17 protein-coding genes and 1 pseudogene are annotated in these 16458 nt (G+C 57.5%); 7 read left to right on the forward strand and 11 right to left on the reverse strand.

Translation table 11 applies throughout. The features are described from left to right. The 3 genes from B2W52_RS22000 to B2W52_RS22010 all read right to left on the reverse strand — a co-directional run. Positions 1–1208 (reverse strand): HDOD domain-containing protein (locus B2W52_RS22000; RefSeq protein ID WP_286804093.1); only part of this gene is annotated, 1208 nt, incomplete at its 3' end. Between the two features lie 151 nt (positions 1209–1359). Beyond that, positions 1360–3435: an ATP-dependent DNA helicase RecG gene (gene recG / locus B2W52_RS22005; protein ID WP_273071531.1), complete on the reverse strand. Its 2076-nt coding sequence runs from the start codon at positions 3433–3435 to the stop codon at positions 1360–1362. Positions 3436–3443: 8 nt separating this feature from the next. Further along, positions 3444–4403 carry a hydrogen peroxide-inducible genes activator gene (locus tag B2W52_RS22010; protein WP_053114223.1) on the reverse strand — a complete coding sequence of 320 codons (960 nt, stop codon included), beginning with the start codon at positions 4401–4403 and terminating at the stop codon, positions 3444–3446. A 76-nt stretch (positions 4404–4479) separates the two neighbouring features. On the opposite strand from B2W52_RS22010, the gene B2W52_RS22015 reads away from it, so the two are divergent. Then, on the forward strand, positions 4480–5346 hold the full coding sequence (locus tag B2W52_RS22015; protein WP_286804094.1) for an NAD-dependent epimerase/dehydratase family protein: 867 nt from the start codon (positions 4480–4482) through the stop codon (positions 5344–5346). Between the two features lie 61 nt (positions 5347–5407). Here the strand turns inward: B2W52_RS22015 and B2W52_RS22020 are convergent, their stop codons facing one another. From B2W52_RS22020 to gmk, 4 genes are all read right to left on the reverse strand, one after another. Beyond that, positions 5408–5794, reverse strand: a complete 387-nt coding sequence (locus tag B2W52_RS22020) for a RidA family protein (protein WP_008169589.1) — start codon at positions 5792–5794, stop codon at positions 5408–5410. A 78-nt stretch (positions 5795–5872) separates the two neighbouring features. Next, complete coding sequence (locus B2W52_RS22025; protein ID WP_273071533.1) at positions 5873–8014, reverse strand: RelA/SpoT family protein; 2142 nt, start codon at positions 8012–8014, stop codon at positions 5873–5875. A 173-nt stretch (positions 8015–8187) separates the two neighbouring features. Beyond that, a complete protein-coding gene (gene rpoZ, locus B2W52_RS22030) occupies positions 8188–8400 on the reverse strand; it encodes a DNA-directed RNA polymerase subunit omega (protein ID WP_008169593.1) in 213 nt (70 codons plus the stop codon). An 86-nt stretch (positions 8401–8486) separates the two neighbouring features. Then, the gene (gmk, locus tag B2W52_RS22035; protein WP_008169596.1) at positions 8487–9119 is read right to left on the reverse strand and encodes a guanylate kinase; all 633 of its coding nucleotides are present in this window, start codon (positions 9117–9119) and stop codon (positions 8487–8489) included. 148 nt (positions 9120–9267) lie between these two features. Here gmk and B2W52_RS22040 point away from each other — a divergent pair, with 148 nt between their 5' ends. Beyond that, positions 9268–10089: an RluA family pseudouridine synthase gene (locus B2W52_RS22040; RefSeq protein ID WP_008169597.1), complete on the forward strand. Its 822-nt coding sequence runs from the start codon at positions 9268–9270 to the stop codon at positions 10087–10089. Positions 10090–10110: 21 nt separating this feature from the next. Here the strand turns inward: B2W52_RS22040 and B2W52_RS22045 are convergent, their stop codons facing one another. Next, entirely contained in the window at positions 10111–10977 is an 867-nt protein-coding gene (locus B2W52_RS22045) for a YicC/YloC family endoribonuclease (RefSeq protein WP_053114218.1), read from the reverse strand. A 168-nt stretch (positions 10978–11145) separates the two neighbouring features. Between B2W52_RS22045 and rph the strand changes: the two genes are divergently transcribed. Then, positions 11146–11862: a ribonuclease PH gene (rph, locus tag B2W52_RS22050; protein ID WP_092033172.1), complete on the forward strand. Its 717-nt coding sequence runs from the start codon at positions 11146–11148 to the stop codon at positions 11860–11862. Between the two features lie 278 nt (positions 11863–12140). Here the strand turns inward: rph and B2W52_RS22055 are convergent, their stop codons facing one another. Next, positions 12141–12947, reverse strand: a complete 807-nt coding sequence (locus B2W52_RS22055; protein ID WP_008174210.1) for an exodeoxyribonuclease III — start codon at positions 12945–12947, stop codon at positions 12141–12143. Positions 12948–13028: 81 nt separating this feature from the next. On the opposite strand from B2W52_RS22055, the gene pyrE reads away from it, so the two are divergent. Beyond that, positions 13029–13667 (forward strand): orotate phosphoribosyltransferase, encoded by a 639-nt coding sequence (pyrE, locus tag B2W52_RS22060; RefSeq protein WP_008174208.1) that lies wholly within the window; start codon positions 13029–13031, stop codon positions 13665–13667. A 3-nt stretch (positions 13668–13670) separates the two neighbouring features. Then, positions 13671–14324 carry a DUF4124 domain-containing protein gene (locus tag B2W52_RS22065; protein ID WP_273073162.1) on the forward strand — a complete coding sequence of 218 codons (654 nt, stop codon included), beginning with the start codon at positions 13671–13673 and terminating at the stop codon, positions 14322–14324. A 97-nt stretch (positions 14325–14421) separates the two neighbouring features. On the opposite strand, the gene B2W52_RS22070 is transcribed toward B2W52_RS22065, so the two are convergent. Continuing rightward, complete coding sequence (locus B2W52_RS22070) at positions 14422–14844, reverse strand: hypothetical protein (RefSeq protein WP_014575893.1); 423 nt, start codon at positions 14842–14844, stop codon at positions 14422–14424. Positions 14845–15123: 279 nt separating this feature from the next. Between B2W52_RS22070 and B2W52_RS22075 the strand changes: the two genes are divergently transcribed. Next, on the forward strand, positions 15124–15603 hold the full coding sequence (locus B2W52_RS22075) for a fibronectin type III domain-containing protein (RefSeq protein ID WP_227507713.1): 480 nt from the start codon (positions 15124–15126) through the stop codon (positions 15601–15603). A 7-nt stretch (positions 15604–15610) separates the two neighbouring features. Here the strand turns inward: B2W52_RS22075 and B2W52_RS22080 are convergent, their stop codons facing one another. Further along, a complete protein-coding gene (locus tag B2W52_RS22080) occupies positions 15611–15949 on the reverse strand; it encodes a DUF2782 domain-containing protein (RefSeq protein ID WP_008174197.1) in 339 nt (112 codons plus the stop codon). An 87-nt stretch (positions 15950–16036) separates the two neighbouring features. On the opposite strand from B2W52_RS22080, the pseudogene B2W52_RS22085 reads away from it, so the two are divergent. After that, positions 16037–16458 (forward strand): annotated as a pseudogene (locus B2W52_RS22085) (PIN domain-containing protein); the annotation flags it as partial.

The raw sequence follows: 16458 nt of genomic DNA on the forward strand, positions 1-16458 counted from the left end.
AGCAACTGCCGGCCGAGCCAGAGCAAACGGGCGTAAACGCTGTTCGATCCACTGTAGAAGCGATTCTTTTGATAACGGATTGCCAGTGTGACCTCGTCGGGCATGCCCCAGTTTTCCATGAGCTGGGCTGCAATCTGCTCTCGGGTAATGCCAAGTAAATAGTGTTCAGTAACGGAGGAATCAATATCAGGATTCACTTCCAGCGAACGGCATACCAGCTTGAAATGTGGCGGAAACACTTGCGCCAGAACCAGGTGGCCAAAGTTGTGGAGAAGGCCTCCCAGATAGGCAAGACCAAAGACAGGACGCTCTCCGCGGGGCATCATGCTGGCCAAAATACCGGCGGACTGGGCTTGCCAGATAGCCTGCTGCCAGTAATCCACATAACCTTCGGGATGATCCTGAGGCTGCTTTAATGCCCGCCCCAACGAAAGGCCCATGGCCAGGTTCATGACAAGGTCGAATCCGAGAACTCGGGACACCGCATCATGGACTGATTTTACCCGGCCGGCGGCGGCATAGAACGAAGACGACGCCCAACTGACCACCTGCGCTGCCAAGCTTGGATCGCTCTCGACGATATCAACGAGGTCCCCCATCACAGCATTGGGATTTACTCGTAAATGGATGATTCTCTGCGCGGTTTCAGGCAGTGGTGGTAACTCAAGCGTATCTTCAAGTCTCTGCTGTATTCTTAAACCGGTGAATTTTTTGATGGCCGAATGGAATTGATCCCGATCTCTGTCGTGGTCATCATAATTAACCGAAATGGATTCCAGGGCGACTGCAAGAGAGTGTCGATCGGCGTTGGCTGTCAGAGCCTGAAAGTCCTCTGCAGGCATGACCATCGCGAGATTCTGTTCGCCAAGCTCCAACGCAACCGCAGAAAGTTGATCCACACGCTCATCAACAAGCGTCGGCCAGCCGGTCAATGAAGGCAGTGCTGGAAGCGCTTTAAGGCCAGCCCGCTCTCTCACCCGCACTTGCTCGCGGCGCTTCATCAGACGCAGATCACGCCCGAGTTCCTTGTTCATCTGTTCTAAATCAATCAGATCGTCCTTGCGACAAATCACCTGAAGGTTACCTTGCTCATCAGTCAGCAAGACCATGCGTAACAGTTCTTTTCGGCTGGCGGTGCTGACATCCCTCAAGGATACACCCGCTGCGGTCTCACCCAGAGCCTGCTGAACTGCGACAGGTAATTCCATAAATTTCTCCCGAATATTGCTGTTTCCCGCCGGATAACCCGAACCCGAAAATCATACTAAACCCAGTATAGGGCAAAGAAATGACTCTGACGTTGACTGAACTCTATTTCCAGAGCGTTTTCATACGCTTTCAGTGAATAAACGGACGCCTTTACACATCGCCGTAACGGGTTCTCTCACCGAGCCATCGTCGCACCAGAGCGCGGACAGTCTCCGGATGAACCATCAATCCCGGCGCCATTTTCCGAACTGGCTCAATCCAGCCCTTGTCGCGTTCGAAGTCCGCCAGACGAAACTGCATCATACCGGTCTGCCGGGTACCCAATACTTCGCCCGGCCCCCGAATCTCCAGGTCTTTCTCGGCAATAAAGAAGCCATCCTGGCTGTCCCTGAGCGCCTGCAGCCGGGCCTTGCCATTGGCGGACAAAGGCGGGTGGTACATCAGGACACAGAAACTTGCCTGCTCGCCCCGGCCAACACGACCACGGAGTTGATGCAACTGGGCCAGCCCCAGGCGTTCCGGGTTTTCAATGATGATCAGCGACGCGTTGGGGACGTCCACCCCAACCTCAATCACCGTGGTCGCGACCAGCAGGTCCAGCTCGCCAACTTTGAACTGCTCCATCACCGCCGCCTTTTCCTGAGCCTTTAGCCGGCCATGCACCAGCCCCACTTTCAGGTCCGGCAATCGCTCGGCAAGCTCCTGGGCAGTCACCTCCGCGGCTTGACACTGCAGAGCCTCGGACTCCTCGATCAGAGTGCACACCCAATAGGCCTGTCGACCTTCCCTGCAGGCGCCCCGAACCCGTTCAATCACATCTTCCCTGCGGCTGTCGGGAATCACGATGGTTTCGATCGGCTTCCGTCCTGGAGGCAGTTCATCAATCACCGAGGTATCGAGATCGGCATAGGCGCTCATGGCAAGCGTACGGGGAATGGGTGTTGCGGTCATGATCAACTGGTGAGGTGCCAGTGAGCCACCGACACCCTTTTCCCGCAAGGCCAGCCTCTGGTGTACGCCGAAACGATGCTGTTCATCGACGATGACCAGGGCAAGACGATGGAACCTGACGTCGTCCTGAAACAGGGCATGGGTGCCGATCACCACGGCGGCATCCCCTGACTGGACCGCTTCCAGCGTTTCCGTCCGGGTCTTTCCTTTTACCTTCCCGGATAGCCACGCGAGACGGATGCCCAGAGGCTCTAGCCATGCCCGGAAATTCTGAAAATGCTGTTCGGCAAGGATTTCGGTGGGCGCCATCAGGGCTACTTGTGCACCGGCGCCAATAGCCTGCAACGCCGCCAATGCCGCGACGACGGTCTTGCCCGAGCCAACATCGCCCTGAACAAGCCGGAGCATCGGCAGTGGCTGGCTCAGGTCCTGACGGATATCGGCCAGCACATGGCGCTGCGCACCGGTGAGTGCAAAGGGCAGGGAATCCAGGAAACGCTCGGGCAAATCCCCCGTGGGCAGGAGCGGGAGCGCTTCACGGGCCTGAATCTGTTCACGCACCTGGAGCAAGCTCAGCTGATGGGCCAGCAGTTCTTCCATCACCAGGCGCTGTTGCGCCGGATGGCGCCCTTCCATAAGCAGGTTGACCGGCGCGCTGGCTGGCGGGGAATGCACCAGCTGGACAGCTTCGGTGATTCCGGGCAGCTGATACTCGGCCAGCAGGTTTCCGGGCAACCAGTCACGGATCGGGAACCGGTCAAGATAGCCCAGAGCCTGCTGGCAGAGCGAGCGAACGCGTGGCTGCTGGATGCCCTCTGTCAGCGGGTAAACCGGGGTCAGGGTCGCATCACCTTCCGCCGGCATGGGCGGCGGATTGGTCTGGTACTCCGGGTGGTAGAACTCATAACCTGCGCGCCCGGGCCGGACTTCGCCAAAGCAGCGAACCCTGGCGCCCTCGCTAAACTGGTTTTTCTGGGCCGCGTTGAAATGAAAAAAGCGCATCACCAGAAACCCGCTGTTATCCCGGAGGGTTACTTGCAAACTGCGTCTGCGACCCATGATCAGGTCCGCTTTCATAACCTCCCCTTCCACCACGGCCACGTCACCGATGCGAAGACTTCCCATGGGTATTACCCGGGTTCTGTCTTCGTATCGGTGAGGCAGGTGAAACAGCAGGTCCTGCAGGGAGATAATACCCAGCTTGGCGAGCTTTTCTGCCAGGGCGTTTCCTACGCCCTTGAGCTGGGTGACCGATATGTCATCCAGTGACGTCATAGTCAGGCTCAGGCGCTTTCGGCCACAACCGGTGTGTCTGTTTTCGCCTTTTCGATTACCCGGCACTGGCTGGCAGCCAGGGAAAGCACATCAATAGCCTTGGGCCGCGGGAACGTGACCCGCCAGGCCAGAGCCACCGTGCGGAACGGCACCGGGGGCGCAAACGGTCGAACGGCCAGAATGTCCTCGTGGTACTGCATGGCGGTGGCGGCCGAGAGCGGTAACACCGTAATACCCAGGCCGGAAGCGACCATATGGCGAATGGTTTCCAGAGAACTGCCTTCGGTCACCAGCGCCGGTGAGCCGTTGTTTGCCCGGTGGGTTACGGCTTCTACCAGGGGTGGGCAGGATTCCAGAACCTGATCCCGGAAACAGTGTCCGGGCCCGAGCAATAGCAATTGCTCCTTGGCCAGCTCGTCGGCAGTCAACTGCTCCTTGCTGGCCAGCGGATGTCCCGCGGGCAGCAACACTACGAACGGTTCGTCGTAGAGCGGCAGGGTAACCACTTCCGGCTCCTCGAACGGCAGGGCAATAATAATGGCATCCAGCTCGGACTGCCGGAGCTTCTGCCTCAGGTTGGCGGTGTAGTTCTCTTCGATATAAAGCGGCATTTCCGGGGCCGCACGCCTCAATTCGGGGAGCAGGTGCGGGAACAGATAGGGACCGATGGTGTAGATCGCACCGACCTTCAGAGGCGAATTGAGCTGGTTCTTGCCATCCTGAGCCATGTCTTTGATCAGGCCGACCTGATCGAGCACCCGCTGGGCCTGCTCGATAATGCGCAGACCGGTTTCGGTCACGCGGATGCTGCTTTTGCTTCGCTCGAATAGAGGGATACCGAGCTCGTCTTCCAGCTTTTTCACAGCAACACTGAGCGTTGGCTGGCTGACATGGCAACGCTCTGCAGCCCGGCCAAAATGCCTTTCGCGGGCCAGCGTAACGACGTATCGTAACTCGGTGAGAGTCATGGTGAGCTCCGGTCAGATAGATGCGGGTCGAAGTTTCACGAATTTATGAGGTAAAGCATAAGGATTGAAATTGTCTATGGCAATCACTGAAAGTCGTAAGACGCCCCGAATTCTCGTTGCCGGTTGCGGCAAACTCGGTGGCGCCATTGCCAGCCGGCTGACAACCTCGGCCACCGTGTTTGGCCTGCGGCGAAATCCCGGGCGTGTTCCCGAGGGCGTTCACGGCATTGGCGCCGATCTGACCAGGCCTGAGACCCTGGCCCGCAAACTTCCTGCTGATCTCGATATCATCCTCTATTGCCTGACGCCCTCCAGCTACGACCAGCAGGGCTATCGCGATGCCTATGTGACTGGCCTGGAAAATTTGTTGGTGGCCGTCGGCAGTCAGTCTCTGAAGCACCTGTTCTTTGTGAGCAGCAGCAGTGTCTATTCACAGGATGACGACAGCTGGGTAGATGAATCCAGCCCCACAGAACCGGCCCGGTTCAGCGGAGAGCAGGTCCTGGCCGGTGAACAGACCGCATTGGAAAGCGGCCATCCGGCGACAATCATTCGATACAGCGGCATTTACGGGCCTTCACGGCGTCGTTTTCTTGAGGAGGTACAGGAGGGGCGCATGAATCCGGCGAAGCCAGCACCGTTCAGTAACCGGATTCACGAGGAGGATGCAGCGGAGGCGGCTGCCCACCTTGTGAAGCTGGCACTTTCGGGAGCGTCACTGGAGACCTGCTACCTTGCCAGCGATTGCGAGCCGGTAAGACTTGATGAGGTAGTAGATTGGGTGCGGCAGCATACGCCCTGCGCCGATCCGCAGCCTGATGCCCGGAAAGGTGGCCGGGCCGGGAGCAAACGCTGCAGCAACAAGCGACTGCTGGGCACCGGCTTCCAGTTCCGCTACCCGGATTTCCGTGCCGGCTACCGCGCCATGATTGACCAGGGATGAGCCTTCGGCATTAAAAAAGGCGGCCAAGGCCGCCTTTTCTCAATTCAGGTGTATTCAGGTCTTAGCTGAGCACCATCACCGCTTCCATTTCAATGGGCACTCCCTTGGGCAGCGCCGCGACACCTACCGCCGCTCGGGCCGGATACGGTTCCTGGAAATAGGTGGCCATGATCTCGTTGACCGTGGCGAAATTGGCCAGGTCTGTCATGTAGATGTTCAGTTTCACAATGTCCTTCAGCTCGCCACCGGCGGCCTCGCAAACGGCCTTGAGGTTATCGAATACCTGCCGGGTCTTGGCAGAGAAATCGCCGGCGACCACTTCCATGGTTTCCGGCACCAGCGGAATCTGGCCAGACAGGTACACGGTATCCCCTGCCTTTACCGCCTGGGAGTATGTGCCGATCGCCTGGGGCGCATTCTCGGTCTGAATTACGGATTTGTTGGTCATGACCCTTGGTTTCCTCTCTTCCAAAACGCCAATCCTCGCCCTTGCGTGGCGCGCCTGTCAACCGGGCTTTGGTCGGGGTCAGTGCCGCACACGGCTGATGTGGGTAATCGCACGAATGTTGCGGATCCGGCGCATCACCCGGGCCAGGTGCCGGCGACCATTAACGTGTACCACTAGACTGACAACGCCAAAGCGGGCGTTCTGCTCTTCCACGTTAATGCGCTCGATGTTGCCGTCCGCCATGGCAACCGCATTGGCCATCTCGGCAATCACACCGCGCTGGCGCTCCAGCTCTACCCGGAGCTCCACGGAAAATTCGTCGGTAATGTCCTTGGCCCATTTAAGATGCGTGAGGCGAGCCCGCCCCTCATCGTCCTCGGGCAACCGGGAGCAGGTATCGGAATGAATCACCATACCTTTGCCGGAATCCATCACCCCAACCACCGGGTCTCCCGGAATCGGCTTGCAACAGCTGGCAAACCGGACCAGAAGGCCTTCCGTGCCACGAATGGTCACCGGGCTATGATTGCCACCCTCGATATCCCTGGGAGCCTCAATGGCTTCGGCAACCTCTGAGCCGCTCGCGAGCTGACGAGCCACCAGATAGGCCATCCGGTTGCCGAGCCCGATGTCACTGATCAGATCATCAAAACTGTTCACCTGATTGTGGTTCACTACGGCTTGCTTCTGGGCGTCGCTGATTTCGGACAGTTTCGCACCAAACCCCTTCAGGGATTTCTTCAGCAGGGTGCGACCGAGCTCCAGCGATTCCGCACGCTTCTGGCTCTTGAGCACGTGCCGGATACTGCTCCGGGCCTTGCCGGTCACCACGAAACTGAGCCAGGCCGGGTTGGGGCGGGCGCCGGGCGCAGTGATGATTTCCACGGTCTGGCCACTCTGCAGAGGCTGGCTGAGGGAACCCAGGTTGCGGTTGATTCGACAGGCTACGGTGGCGTTGCCGATGTCCGTGTGGATGGCATAGGCAAAGTCCACCGGCGTCGCCCCGCTTGGCAACTCCATGATGCGGCCTTTCGGGGTGAAAACGTATATCTCGTCCGGGAACAGGTCTACCTTTACATGCTCGATAAACTCCATAGAGTCATCGGCCCGTTCCCGCATTTCCATCAGCCCCTTCACCCAGCGGTCGACCCGGTCCTGGTTGGCGCTGGTCACGCTGCTGGGTTCATTCTTGTACATCCAGTGCGCCGCAATCCCGTTATTGGCGATATGCTCCATCTCCTCGGTACGGATCTGGATCTCGATATTCACGTGCATCCCGAACAGAGTGGTGTGGATGGACTGGTAGCCATTGGCCTTGGGCATGGCTATGTAATCCTTGAAGCGGCCCGGAAGGGGTTTGTAGAGGCTGTGTACGGCACCAAGGATCCGGTAGCAGTCGTCTTCGGTATCGGTGATGATCCGGAACGCGTAAACGTCCATGATTTCATGGAAGGATTTCTGCTTGAACTTCATCTTGTTGTAGATGCTGTTCAAGTGCTTTTCCCGGCCCAGAATCCGCCCCGGCAGGCCGCGCTCTTCAAGCTTCTCCTGCAATTTGCCACGAATATCCTCGATGATTTCGCGGTGGCTGCCCCTGAGCTTGTCCACCGCTTTTGAAATGTATCTCGAACGCATCGGATACAGCGAGGTAAACCCCAGATCCTCGAGCTCGGTGCAGATCGAGTGCATACCCAGGCGGTTCGCGATGGGGGCGTAGATATCGAGGGTCTCGGTGGCAATGCGCTGGCGCTTCTCATAGGGCATGGGGCCCAGGGTGCGCATATTGTGAAGGCGGTCCGCCAGCTTCACCAGAATGACCCGAATATCTCTGGCCATGGCCAGAGTCATCTTCTGGAAGTTTTCAGCCTGGGCTTCCGCCCGGGACCGGAATTCGATCTGGGTAAGCTTGCTGACGCCATCCACCAGTTCCGCAACATCGTCGCCGAACTGCTCCGCCAGGGCATCCTTGGGAATGCCGGTGTCTTCGATCACATCGTGAAGCATCGCCGCCATCAGGCTCTGATGATCCAGACGGAGATCGGCGAGAATATGGGCGACAGCCAGGGGGTGAGTAATGTACCGGTCGCCGCTCTTACGCATCTGGCCCTCATGGGCCTGCTCGGCATAATAATAGGCGCGTCGCACCTGATTGATGCGAGTGGTATCCAGATAGGAACTTAGCTCTCGAGCCAGTCCTTCAACCGTAGCCTCTGCCGACACCGCGCCTCCACGACTTCATGAAATTCAGGGACAAAAAAACCCGAATGCACGCATCCGGGTCCTTCCAGAGTCCTTCCAGCAACGTTCTATAGCTACACTATAAAACCGCGGGGACAGATTTCAATGCTTCTCGCTTGCGGACAGATACTTATATACCTGGCTCCGCAGCTGGGTCACTCGTCGTCTTCTTCCTTGAGGAGATCACGAGTAATCTTGCCTTCGGCAATCTCGCGCAGAGCGATAACCGTGGGCTTATCATTTTCTTCAGCCACCATCGGCTCGGCACCCTTGGTAGCGAGCTGACGGGCACGCTTGGTTGCCAGCATTACCAGCTGGAAGCGGTTATCAACGTTTTCCAGACAATCTTCAACGGTAACTCGTGCCATAACTTCCCCGACTCATAAAATGACTGTTTCAGCAGACCGCACAGTTTACTGTGGCCGGTTCAATTTGTATACAGGAAAACCCCGTATCACGCCGGGCCGGACAATCCCGCCAGCAACGCTCGATGCCTTGGCTGCTGCACTTCCATGCGAAGGCGCTGGGCCCGGACAATCGCGAGCAGATCTCCGAGGGCCGCTTCGAAGTCGTCATTGACCACCAGAAAGTCGAACTCCACTGCGTGACGGCACTCTTCCTCAGCCTCGGCCAGGCGCCGCTCCACTATCTCCGGCGCATCGGTGCCACGCCCGACCAGTCGGTCGCGCAGCACTTCCGGAGAGGGTGGCACGATGAAAATACTGACACACTCGGGAATAAGCCGTCGCACCTGAGCGGCACCCTGCCAGTCGATCTCCAGGATCACATCCTGGCCTGTTGCCAGAGTTTCCCGAACCCATGCCTGGGAAGTGCCGTAGTAATTGCCGAAGACATCGGCGTGCTCCAGAAAGTCGCCCTCGCCAATCATCGCCTCGAACACGGTCCGGCTGACAAAGTGATAGTTCACCCCGTTCTGTTCGCCCTCCCGCATCGAGCGGGTCGTGTGCGAGACGGAAACACCGAGCTTCTCGTCATTGCGGAGCATTTCCGCCACAAGGCTGGTCTTGCCGGCACCGGATGGCGCGGAGATAACGTACAGAGTACCCTGCTCAACTGCCTGACTCATAACCCGAGAACTCCAAACCTGGACACGGCGGCCGCGTATTCCGGCCAGTAAAGCACGGAATTATACGGACTTTGGCAAAACACCGCACCCCACAAGGGCGTCAGCTGATACCATTTGCCTATCCACTGTTCAGCGACTGCAAGAACCCATGCGAACCACCATCGACATCACCGTGAAGCAGCCAGGCAAAGCCATCGACGCCCTGAGCGAGGCGGCCCCCGGGCTTTCGCGTCAGAAAATCAAGGACGCCATGACCAAAGGCGCCTGCTGGTGGACTCACAAAGGCAAACGCCTTCGGCTACGCCGTGCCACAAAGGAGCTGAAACCGGGTATCCGACTACAGCTTTACTACGACGAGAAGGTGCTTGAGAGGAAACCGGAAAAGCCGATTCTCCTGGAGAATGCGGGGCGCTACACCGTCTGGTTCAAACCTCATGGGCTACTGGCCCAGGGCTCCCAGTGGGGCGACCACTGCAGTTTGCTTCGCCTGGCCGAAATCCAGCTTGAGCAACCATGCCATCTGATCCACAGGCTCGACGCCGACGCTGCCGGGCTGATGCTGATCGCCCATGACTCGAAAGCGGCCGGCGCCCTTTCCCAGTGTTTTTCGGGGCGGACCATGACCAAACACTACAAGGCGCGAGTGGCCGGCCTCATCGACGCTCGGGAGCAGCTCGTTGATGCGCCCGTCGAGGGCAAGGCGGCCGTCAGCCGTGTCTCAACGCTCGAGCTGGACGAAACCGGGGAAACTTCACTGTTGGAAATCAGTATCGAAACCGGACGAAAACACCAGATTCGCCGGCATCTGGCGGGCCTCGGCCATCCGATCATCGGTGATCGCCTTTACGGGCGACCGGCCGGCGTACCCTTGCAGCTCCTCGCCTTTTACCTGGAATTCGACTGCCCCCTGAACAAGCGCAAGATGACGTTCGAACTGTCGGCGGAACTGAGCGACCTCACACTGAATTGACCACCGGCGTAGAGATCCGGCTTATTCCAGATTCTGCACCTGCTCTCGCATCTGTTCGATCAGAACCTTGAGATCCACTGCAGTACGGGTAACGCCGGCATCAATGCTCTTGCTGCTCAGGGTGTTGGCCTCTCGATTGAGCTCCTGCATGAGAAAATCCAGCCGCCGGCCAATGGCATCTTCGCTTTTCAGAGTATCGGACACCTCACCGATATGGGCATCCAGCCGGTCCAGCTCCTCGGCCACATCGCTTTTCTGAGCCAGCATCACCATCTCCTGGGCAACCCGCTCGGCATCCAGTTCCACTTTGGCTTTTTCGAACCGATCTCGCAGCGCTTTCTCCTGCGCCTCGAGCAATTCCGGCATACGCCTACGGACGTCGGCAACGAGATCACCCATGGTTTTCAGGCGATCTTCGAACAGTGGCCGCAGGCGCTCCCCCTCCCGCTCGCGCACCGATGCAAGTTCGGCCACGGTTTGCTCGAACAGTCCGACGGCAGCCTCTTTTGCAGGGCTATAATCCTGTTCCGGCACTGACAGCACGCCCGGCCACCTGAGTATGTCCAGGGCATTGATGTGGGCCGGATTATCCAGAATCCGGTTGATGTGGTTGGCCGCCTCATTCACCGCCTGGGCCATGTCTTCGCTGATCTCGAAACTTTGCGAGCCTTTCTCTGCCGACTGCAAGCGCATGGAGACATCCACCTTGCCCCGCTTCAACTGCTTTCTCAGTTCCTCCCGGAACCGGTTCTCCAGCTCACGGAACGCTTCCGGCAGGCGGAAGGAGGGTTCGAGATACCGGTGATTCACGGTCCGGATTTCACAGGTCAACGTTCCCCAGTCTCCCTGGACGTCCTTGCGGGCAAATGCAGTCATACTTCGGATCATGTCAGCTCCGCTTCGATAGTGTTGTATTGATGAAGTTTAACAGGCTCTTAACAGCAACGGCGAACCGGACAAAAGGCCAACCCCAACGTGATATACTGACCGGCCTTTTCGACAAACGTTCGCCCGGGACTCGCTCCCGGACATTCAAAACTGACTTCAGGAAAAACTATGCGTCCAAGCGGCAGAACGCCCGAACAACCCAGAGATGTTCGAATCACCCGCAACTACACCCGTCACGCCGAAGGCTCTGTGCTGGTGGAATTCGGGGACACAAAAGTCATCTGCACTGCCTCCGTCGAAAACAAGGTCCCTCCGTTTCTGAGGGGTGAAGGCAAGGGCTGGATCACCGCCGAATACGGCATGCTGCCCCGCTCTACCGGCAGCCGAATGGGCCGTGAAGCTGCCCGCGGCAAGCAGGGTGGCCGGACCGTCGAAATCCAGCGCCTGATTGGCCGCTCCCTGCGTGCAGCGGTGGATCTGACCGCTCTCGGTGAACACTCCATCACCATTGACTGCGATGTCATCCAGGCCGATGGCGGCACCCGCACCGCAGCCATCACCGGCGGCTGCGTGGCACTGGTTGATGCCCTGAACCACCTGGTTGCTGACAAGCGCCTCAAGAAATCTCCGCTCAAGCAGATGGTCGCCGCGCTTTCAGTCGGTGTTTACAAAGGCACCCCGGTGGTGGATCTGGACTACCCGGAAGACTCCGAGGCCGAAACCGACATGAACGTCATCATGACGGACCGGGGCGGTTTCATTGAGATTCAGGGGACTGCGGAAGGTGCACCGTTCGACCAGTCAGAACTGGACAGCATGCTGACTCTGGCCAAACAGGGTATTGAGCAGTTGTTTGAGATTCAGAAGGCGGCGCTGGCAGATTAAGTTTGTTGCCCGCGTGTCCGGAGGGGGAAACCTTTCCGGGACACGCTACAAGCACATCCATGTGCGCTCGTCTCCGGCCTTCCCTGGCCGGAGACGGTCCCGGAAAGGTTTCCCCCTCCGAACCCGCTACTGTTCGAAAAACCTCACAAGCCTGGGGTGCCTGCGTGGCAACGCTTTCCCAGACTGTTGAGGGCCATGGATGGCCCGATTCAAGCGCACAGGGAAGTGCTTGTAGCGTGTCTGGGGAAGCGTTGCCGCGCAGGCGCCTTCCTCAGAGCTTAGAAGCCGATTTCGATGTCGTAATCCATGATCACCGGGGCGTGATCAGAGAAGCGGGTTGAGTCGTCAATCCAGCCATCTTCGATGGTCTTGCGGATTCCTGGTGTCAGCAGCTGGTAATCCACCCGGATGCCGGCATTCTTGCGGGAACCCTCGGCCTGCTCGGGCCACCAGGTGAACTGATTGCTCTGCTTGTTGATCTCCCGGAAGCCGTCAACGCAGCCCATCTCATCGAACAGACGATCCAACCAGGCACGCTCGTGGGGCAGGAAACCGGAGAAATCCAGTTTGTGGTACAGCGGGCTGGCGTCGGTTACGTGATGGGCAGTCTGCAGGTTGGCGCAGAAGATGAACTGACGGCGCTTACGAAGGGTCTTTTGCATGTGCAGACCGAAGGACTCCATGAATTCGTCCTTGTGGTCGAGAACCGTCAGGTCGTCCTCGCCAATCAGCTCGTCCTCACGACCCAGCGCACAGGGCGCCAGGACGCAGGCAACCGAGACCTTGTCAAAATCGGCCTGAATGAACCGGCCTTCCCGATCGGCCTGTTCGTTGGCAAATCCATACATGATGGCCTTCGGGAAATGACGGGTGTATATGCCGACACCGCCATCTTCATTCTTTTCGCCATCAATAAAGTAGGCCTCGTAACCTTCCGGAATCAGGTTATAGTCCTCAATCTCGTAGGCCCGCATGCGATGGTCCTGAACGCAGACCACGTCAGCGTCCTGCTCCGCCAGCCAGTCGAAAAAACCTTTTTCAACAGCCTGGGCGAGGCCATTGACGCTGATTGATACTACCCGCATACGTGTTCCCTGATTCGGTTTGTGTGTATGATACCGTTTTTACGAGCTAATTAAAGATCAACACCCGCCAGAAGCCTTGTCATGCACGACTATCAGCAAAAATTTATCGAATTTGCCATCCGCCGGAATGTACTACGCTTTGGTGAGTTCACGCTCAAGTCGGGCCGAACCAGCCCCTACTTCTTCAATGCTGGACTTTTCAATACCGGGGACGACCTGCTTCAGTTAAGCAAGGCCTATGCCGCCGCGATCGCGCGCAGCGGCCTGGATTATGACATTATTTTCGGCCCTGCCTATAAGGGCATTCCGTTGGCCACCGTCACAGCAATGGCGCTGGCTACAGACGGTAACAGCAAACCCTTTGCGTTTAATCGTAAGGAAAAGAAAGATCATGGTGAGGGCGGCAACATTGTTGGCGCACCGTTGCAGGGCAAAGTACTGATTGTCGATGATGTGATCACCGCCGGTACCGCGATCCGGGAATCCATCGATATCATCCGGGCCGCCGGGGCTGAACCTGCAGGCGTGCTGATTGCTCTGGATCGCCAGGAAAAAGGCAACGGCGAACTGTCTGCCATCCAGGAAGTGGAAAAGGAATTCGGCATTCCGGTGGTGAGCATTATTCGTCTCGAGCAGGTTTTGGACTATCTTAAAGCCAACCCGGAGTTTGCCGGGCATGCCGAAAAGGTAGCCAGTTATCGGGATCGTTACGGAGTCTGATTGATGGCCAATCGTCTGACCGCACTGTCTGTTAAAACAACGGCGCTGGCGCTTGCCCTGGGGTTTTCTGCCCAGGCGGCTGCCAATATGTACCGTTACACGGATGAGAACGGCCAGATCGTAATCAGCAGCACCATCCCCCAGGAAGCCACCAAGCGGGGCTATGACATCCTGAGCAACAATGGCCGCGTGATCGAAACCATTCCACCGGCACCAACCGAAGAAGAAATTGCTTCCCGGGAAGCGGAAAAACAGCGCCAGAAGGAACTCGCAGAACAGCGCGAGCAAGACCGCGCGCTGCTGAAACGCTTCAGCCATCCGGATCAGGCCGCGAAAGCCATGCACCGGAAAATCCGCGAGCTAGAGGGTCTTATCCAGCTCAAGCGCGGCAATATATCGGTGATATCGAGCCAGCTGGATAACGAACAGAGTCGGGCCGCCAACATGGAGCGGGCCGGTCGCGAGATTCCCGAGGGCACGCTGGAGAAGATCCGGCGGCTGGAGGCCCAGATTCGCGACATTGAGCGGGAAATTGCCTCACAGACCCAGGAAATCGACGAACTACGAAAGGCTTTTGAGGACGACATCGAACGCCTGGAAGAAGTTACCGGCGAGGCACGAACTCTGCCACTGGATCACACCAAGACCGACAACTGATTCTGCACTGAAATTTCCGAGACCAAAAAAAAAGCCACCGGTGTTAGCCGGTGGCTTTTTCATTTCACTCACCTACCGATGAGGTGCTATCCACAATTCAGGCGGATGCAGTGCTCTTCTTGGCAGTGGAAGTGGTCTTGCGCGCAGTGGTCTTGCGTGCAGCCGTCTTCTTCGGCTCAACCGTTTTTTTCGCATCCTTCGCAGCGTCAGACACATCTTCCGCGGCTTCTGCAACTGCATCAGCGCCTTCGGCTGCTTCTTTTTCCAGCTTGGCGACCAGGTCACCAGCAAAGCTGCCAAAACGGCTGTTCAGGTTGCGCAGCTGATCGAACAGGCTATCGCTGTAGCCGTTGTAACGCTTGCGCAGGGTCTTCACGCTGTACTCGCGCGCTTCAGACTCGAGCTTCTCGGCGTAATCGAACGGCTTGGAAGCCAGCTTCTTCTGCTGCTCTTCAGCGGCGTTGATACCCTTGTCCACGATTTCCTGGAGCTGTTCCTGATAAGACTTGAGTTTACCCATGATAAATCCCCTTGGTTTCCTGAAAGTTCCAAGGCCCTGTCGAAACCAGTGCAACGAAGGCCTTACTTCAATCTCACCACCCAAGTTACGCCTTAAAATTAGAATGTTCATACTAAAAGCAGGAAGTGAACGAATAAGGGCTTTTACGGATTATTCACTTGATCCTGAAAACCCGGCTGGCATAATGCCGTGCTTTCACAGAAGCCCGTCTCCCCGTTTTATTCAGGCTCCATACGCTTAATCACCAAAGGCCTCGATCAGGCCCGTATGCGAGTAACCATGACCACCAGCAAAACCCGACAACCGCATTTCTTCATATTTCTTTTACCAGTGATTGCCGCCTCTTTCCTCCTTGCTGCCTGCCAGGAAGATTCCCGCGCCGTCAGCACCAGCTCTGACAGGGCCAGTGAAATCGCAAATTCGCGGCTGAACAAGGCGACCGACGGGCTCATGACCACACTTGGGCAGACTCGGGAAACCGGATATACAGCCACTGAGCCGAAGGAGTTGACATGGACAGCTCCACTGACCCGTGAGGACGGCTCGTCACTGGCACTTGGAGAGATTGCGGAATTCAGGGTCTACTATCGGTTCAGACACCAGGACAACTTCAAGGTTATCCACATTGAGAGTCCTGCAACCACAAGACTCTCTCTGGCGGAGATGGCGCCAGGCGCTTACGAGTTCGCCATCACCACCGTGGATATTCAGGGGTTGGAGAGCCGGCGCTCAACTCCGGTCAACGTCGATCTGATCTGACTGAGGTTTACCAGCGGAAAATCACCCAGCTAGGCACCAACATGTCGGACTCGGTTTCCCGGATCCAACCGCCGCCATCCGCCGGCACCAGGTAATACTCCGGTCCGACTTCCGGTACAACCTTGATTTCCATCAGCTGTCCGTTGACCCGGTATTCATAGAACACTTCCTGCTCACCCGGGCGAATAACAATCTCGGGGCCCTGGCTTGCAGGCTGGTAATCCGAGATCACCACTGGCTCGTCGGGAGTTGTCACCGGCGTCTCATCCAGAGCGCCTTCTTCCTGGGCCAGAGCAGCCAAAGGCAGACAGGCGAGCAACAAAGCCGGGCAGGCGATTCGTTTCATTTTCGTGATACCCTTTCGTCCATCGATTTCAGTACAGAGTTGCATAAGCCAACCCACGCTTCAATCAGATTCCGGACCTGTTTTGACATGACCAGCAAAAACACACCACCTGTGGTTCTTGTGGACGGATCGTCCTATCTTTTCCGTGCTTATCATGCACTTCCACCGCTCACCACAAGCAAGGATCATCCGACAGGAGCCATTAAAGGCGTGATCAGCATGCTCCGCCGCCTGGAGCAGGATTTTCCCGGGTCCAAGATGGTGGTGGTGTTCGACGCCAAGGGCAAAACCTTCCGGCACGATCTCTATGAAGAGTACAAGGCCAACCGACCTCCCATGCCGGAGGATCTCGCCTGCCAGATCGAGCCTATTCACGAGATCGTAAAGGCCATGGGGCTGCCGCTGCTAACGGTGACAGGCGTTGAGGCCGACGACGTGATCGGCACCCTTGCCAACGAAGCAACCAGCAAAGGCATCGATGTGGTGGTCTCCACCGGCGACAAGGACAT

Origin of the sequence: Marinobacter sp. UBA2498, assembly GCF_002341575.1 — a bacterium.
Taxonomy (GTDB): Bacteria; Pseudomonadota; Gammaproteobacteria; order Pseudomonadales; family Oleiphilaceae; genus Marinobacter; species Marinobacter manganoxydans.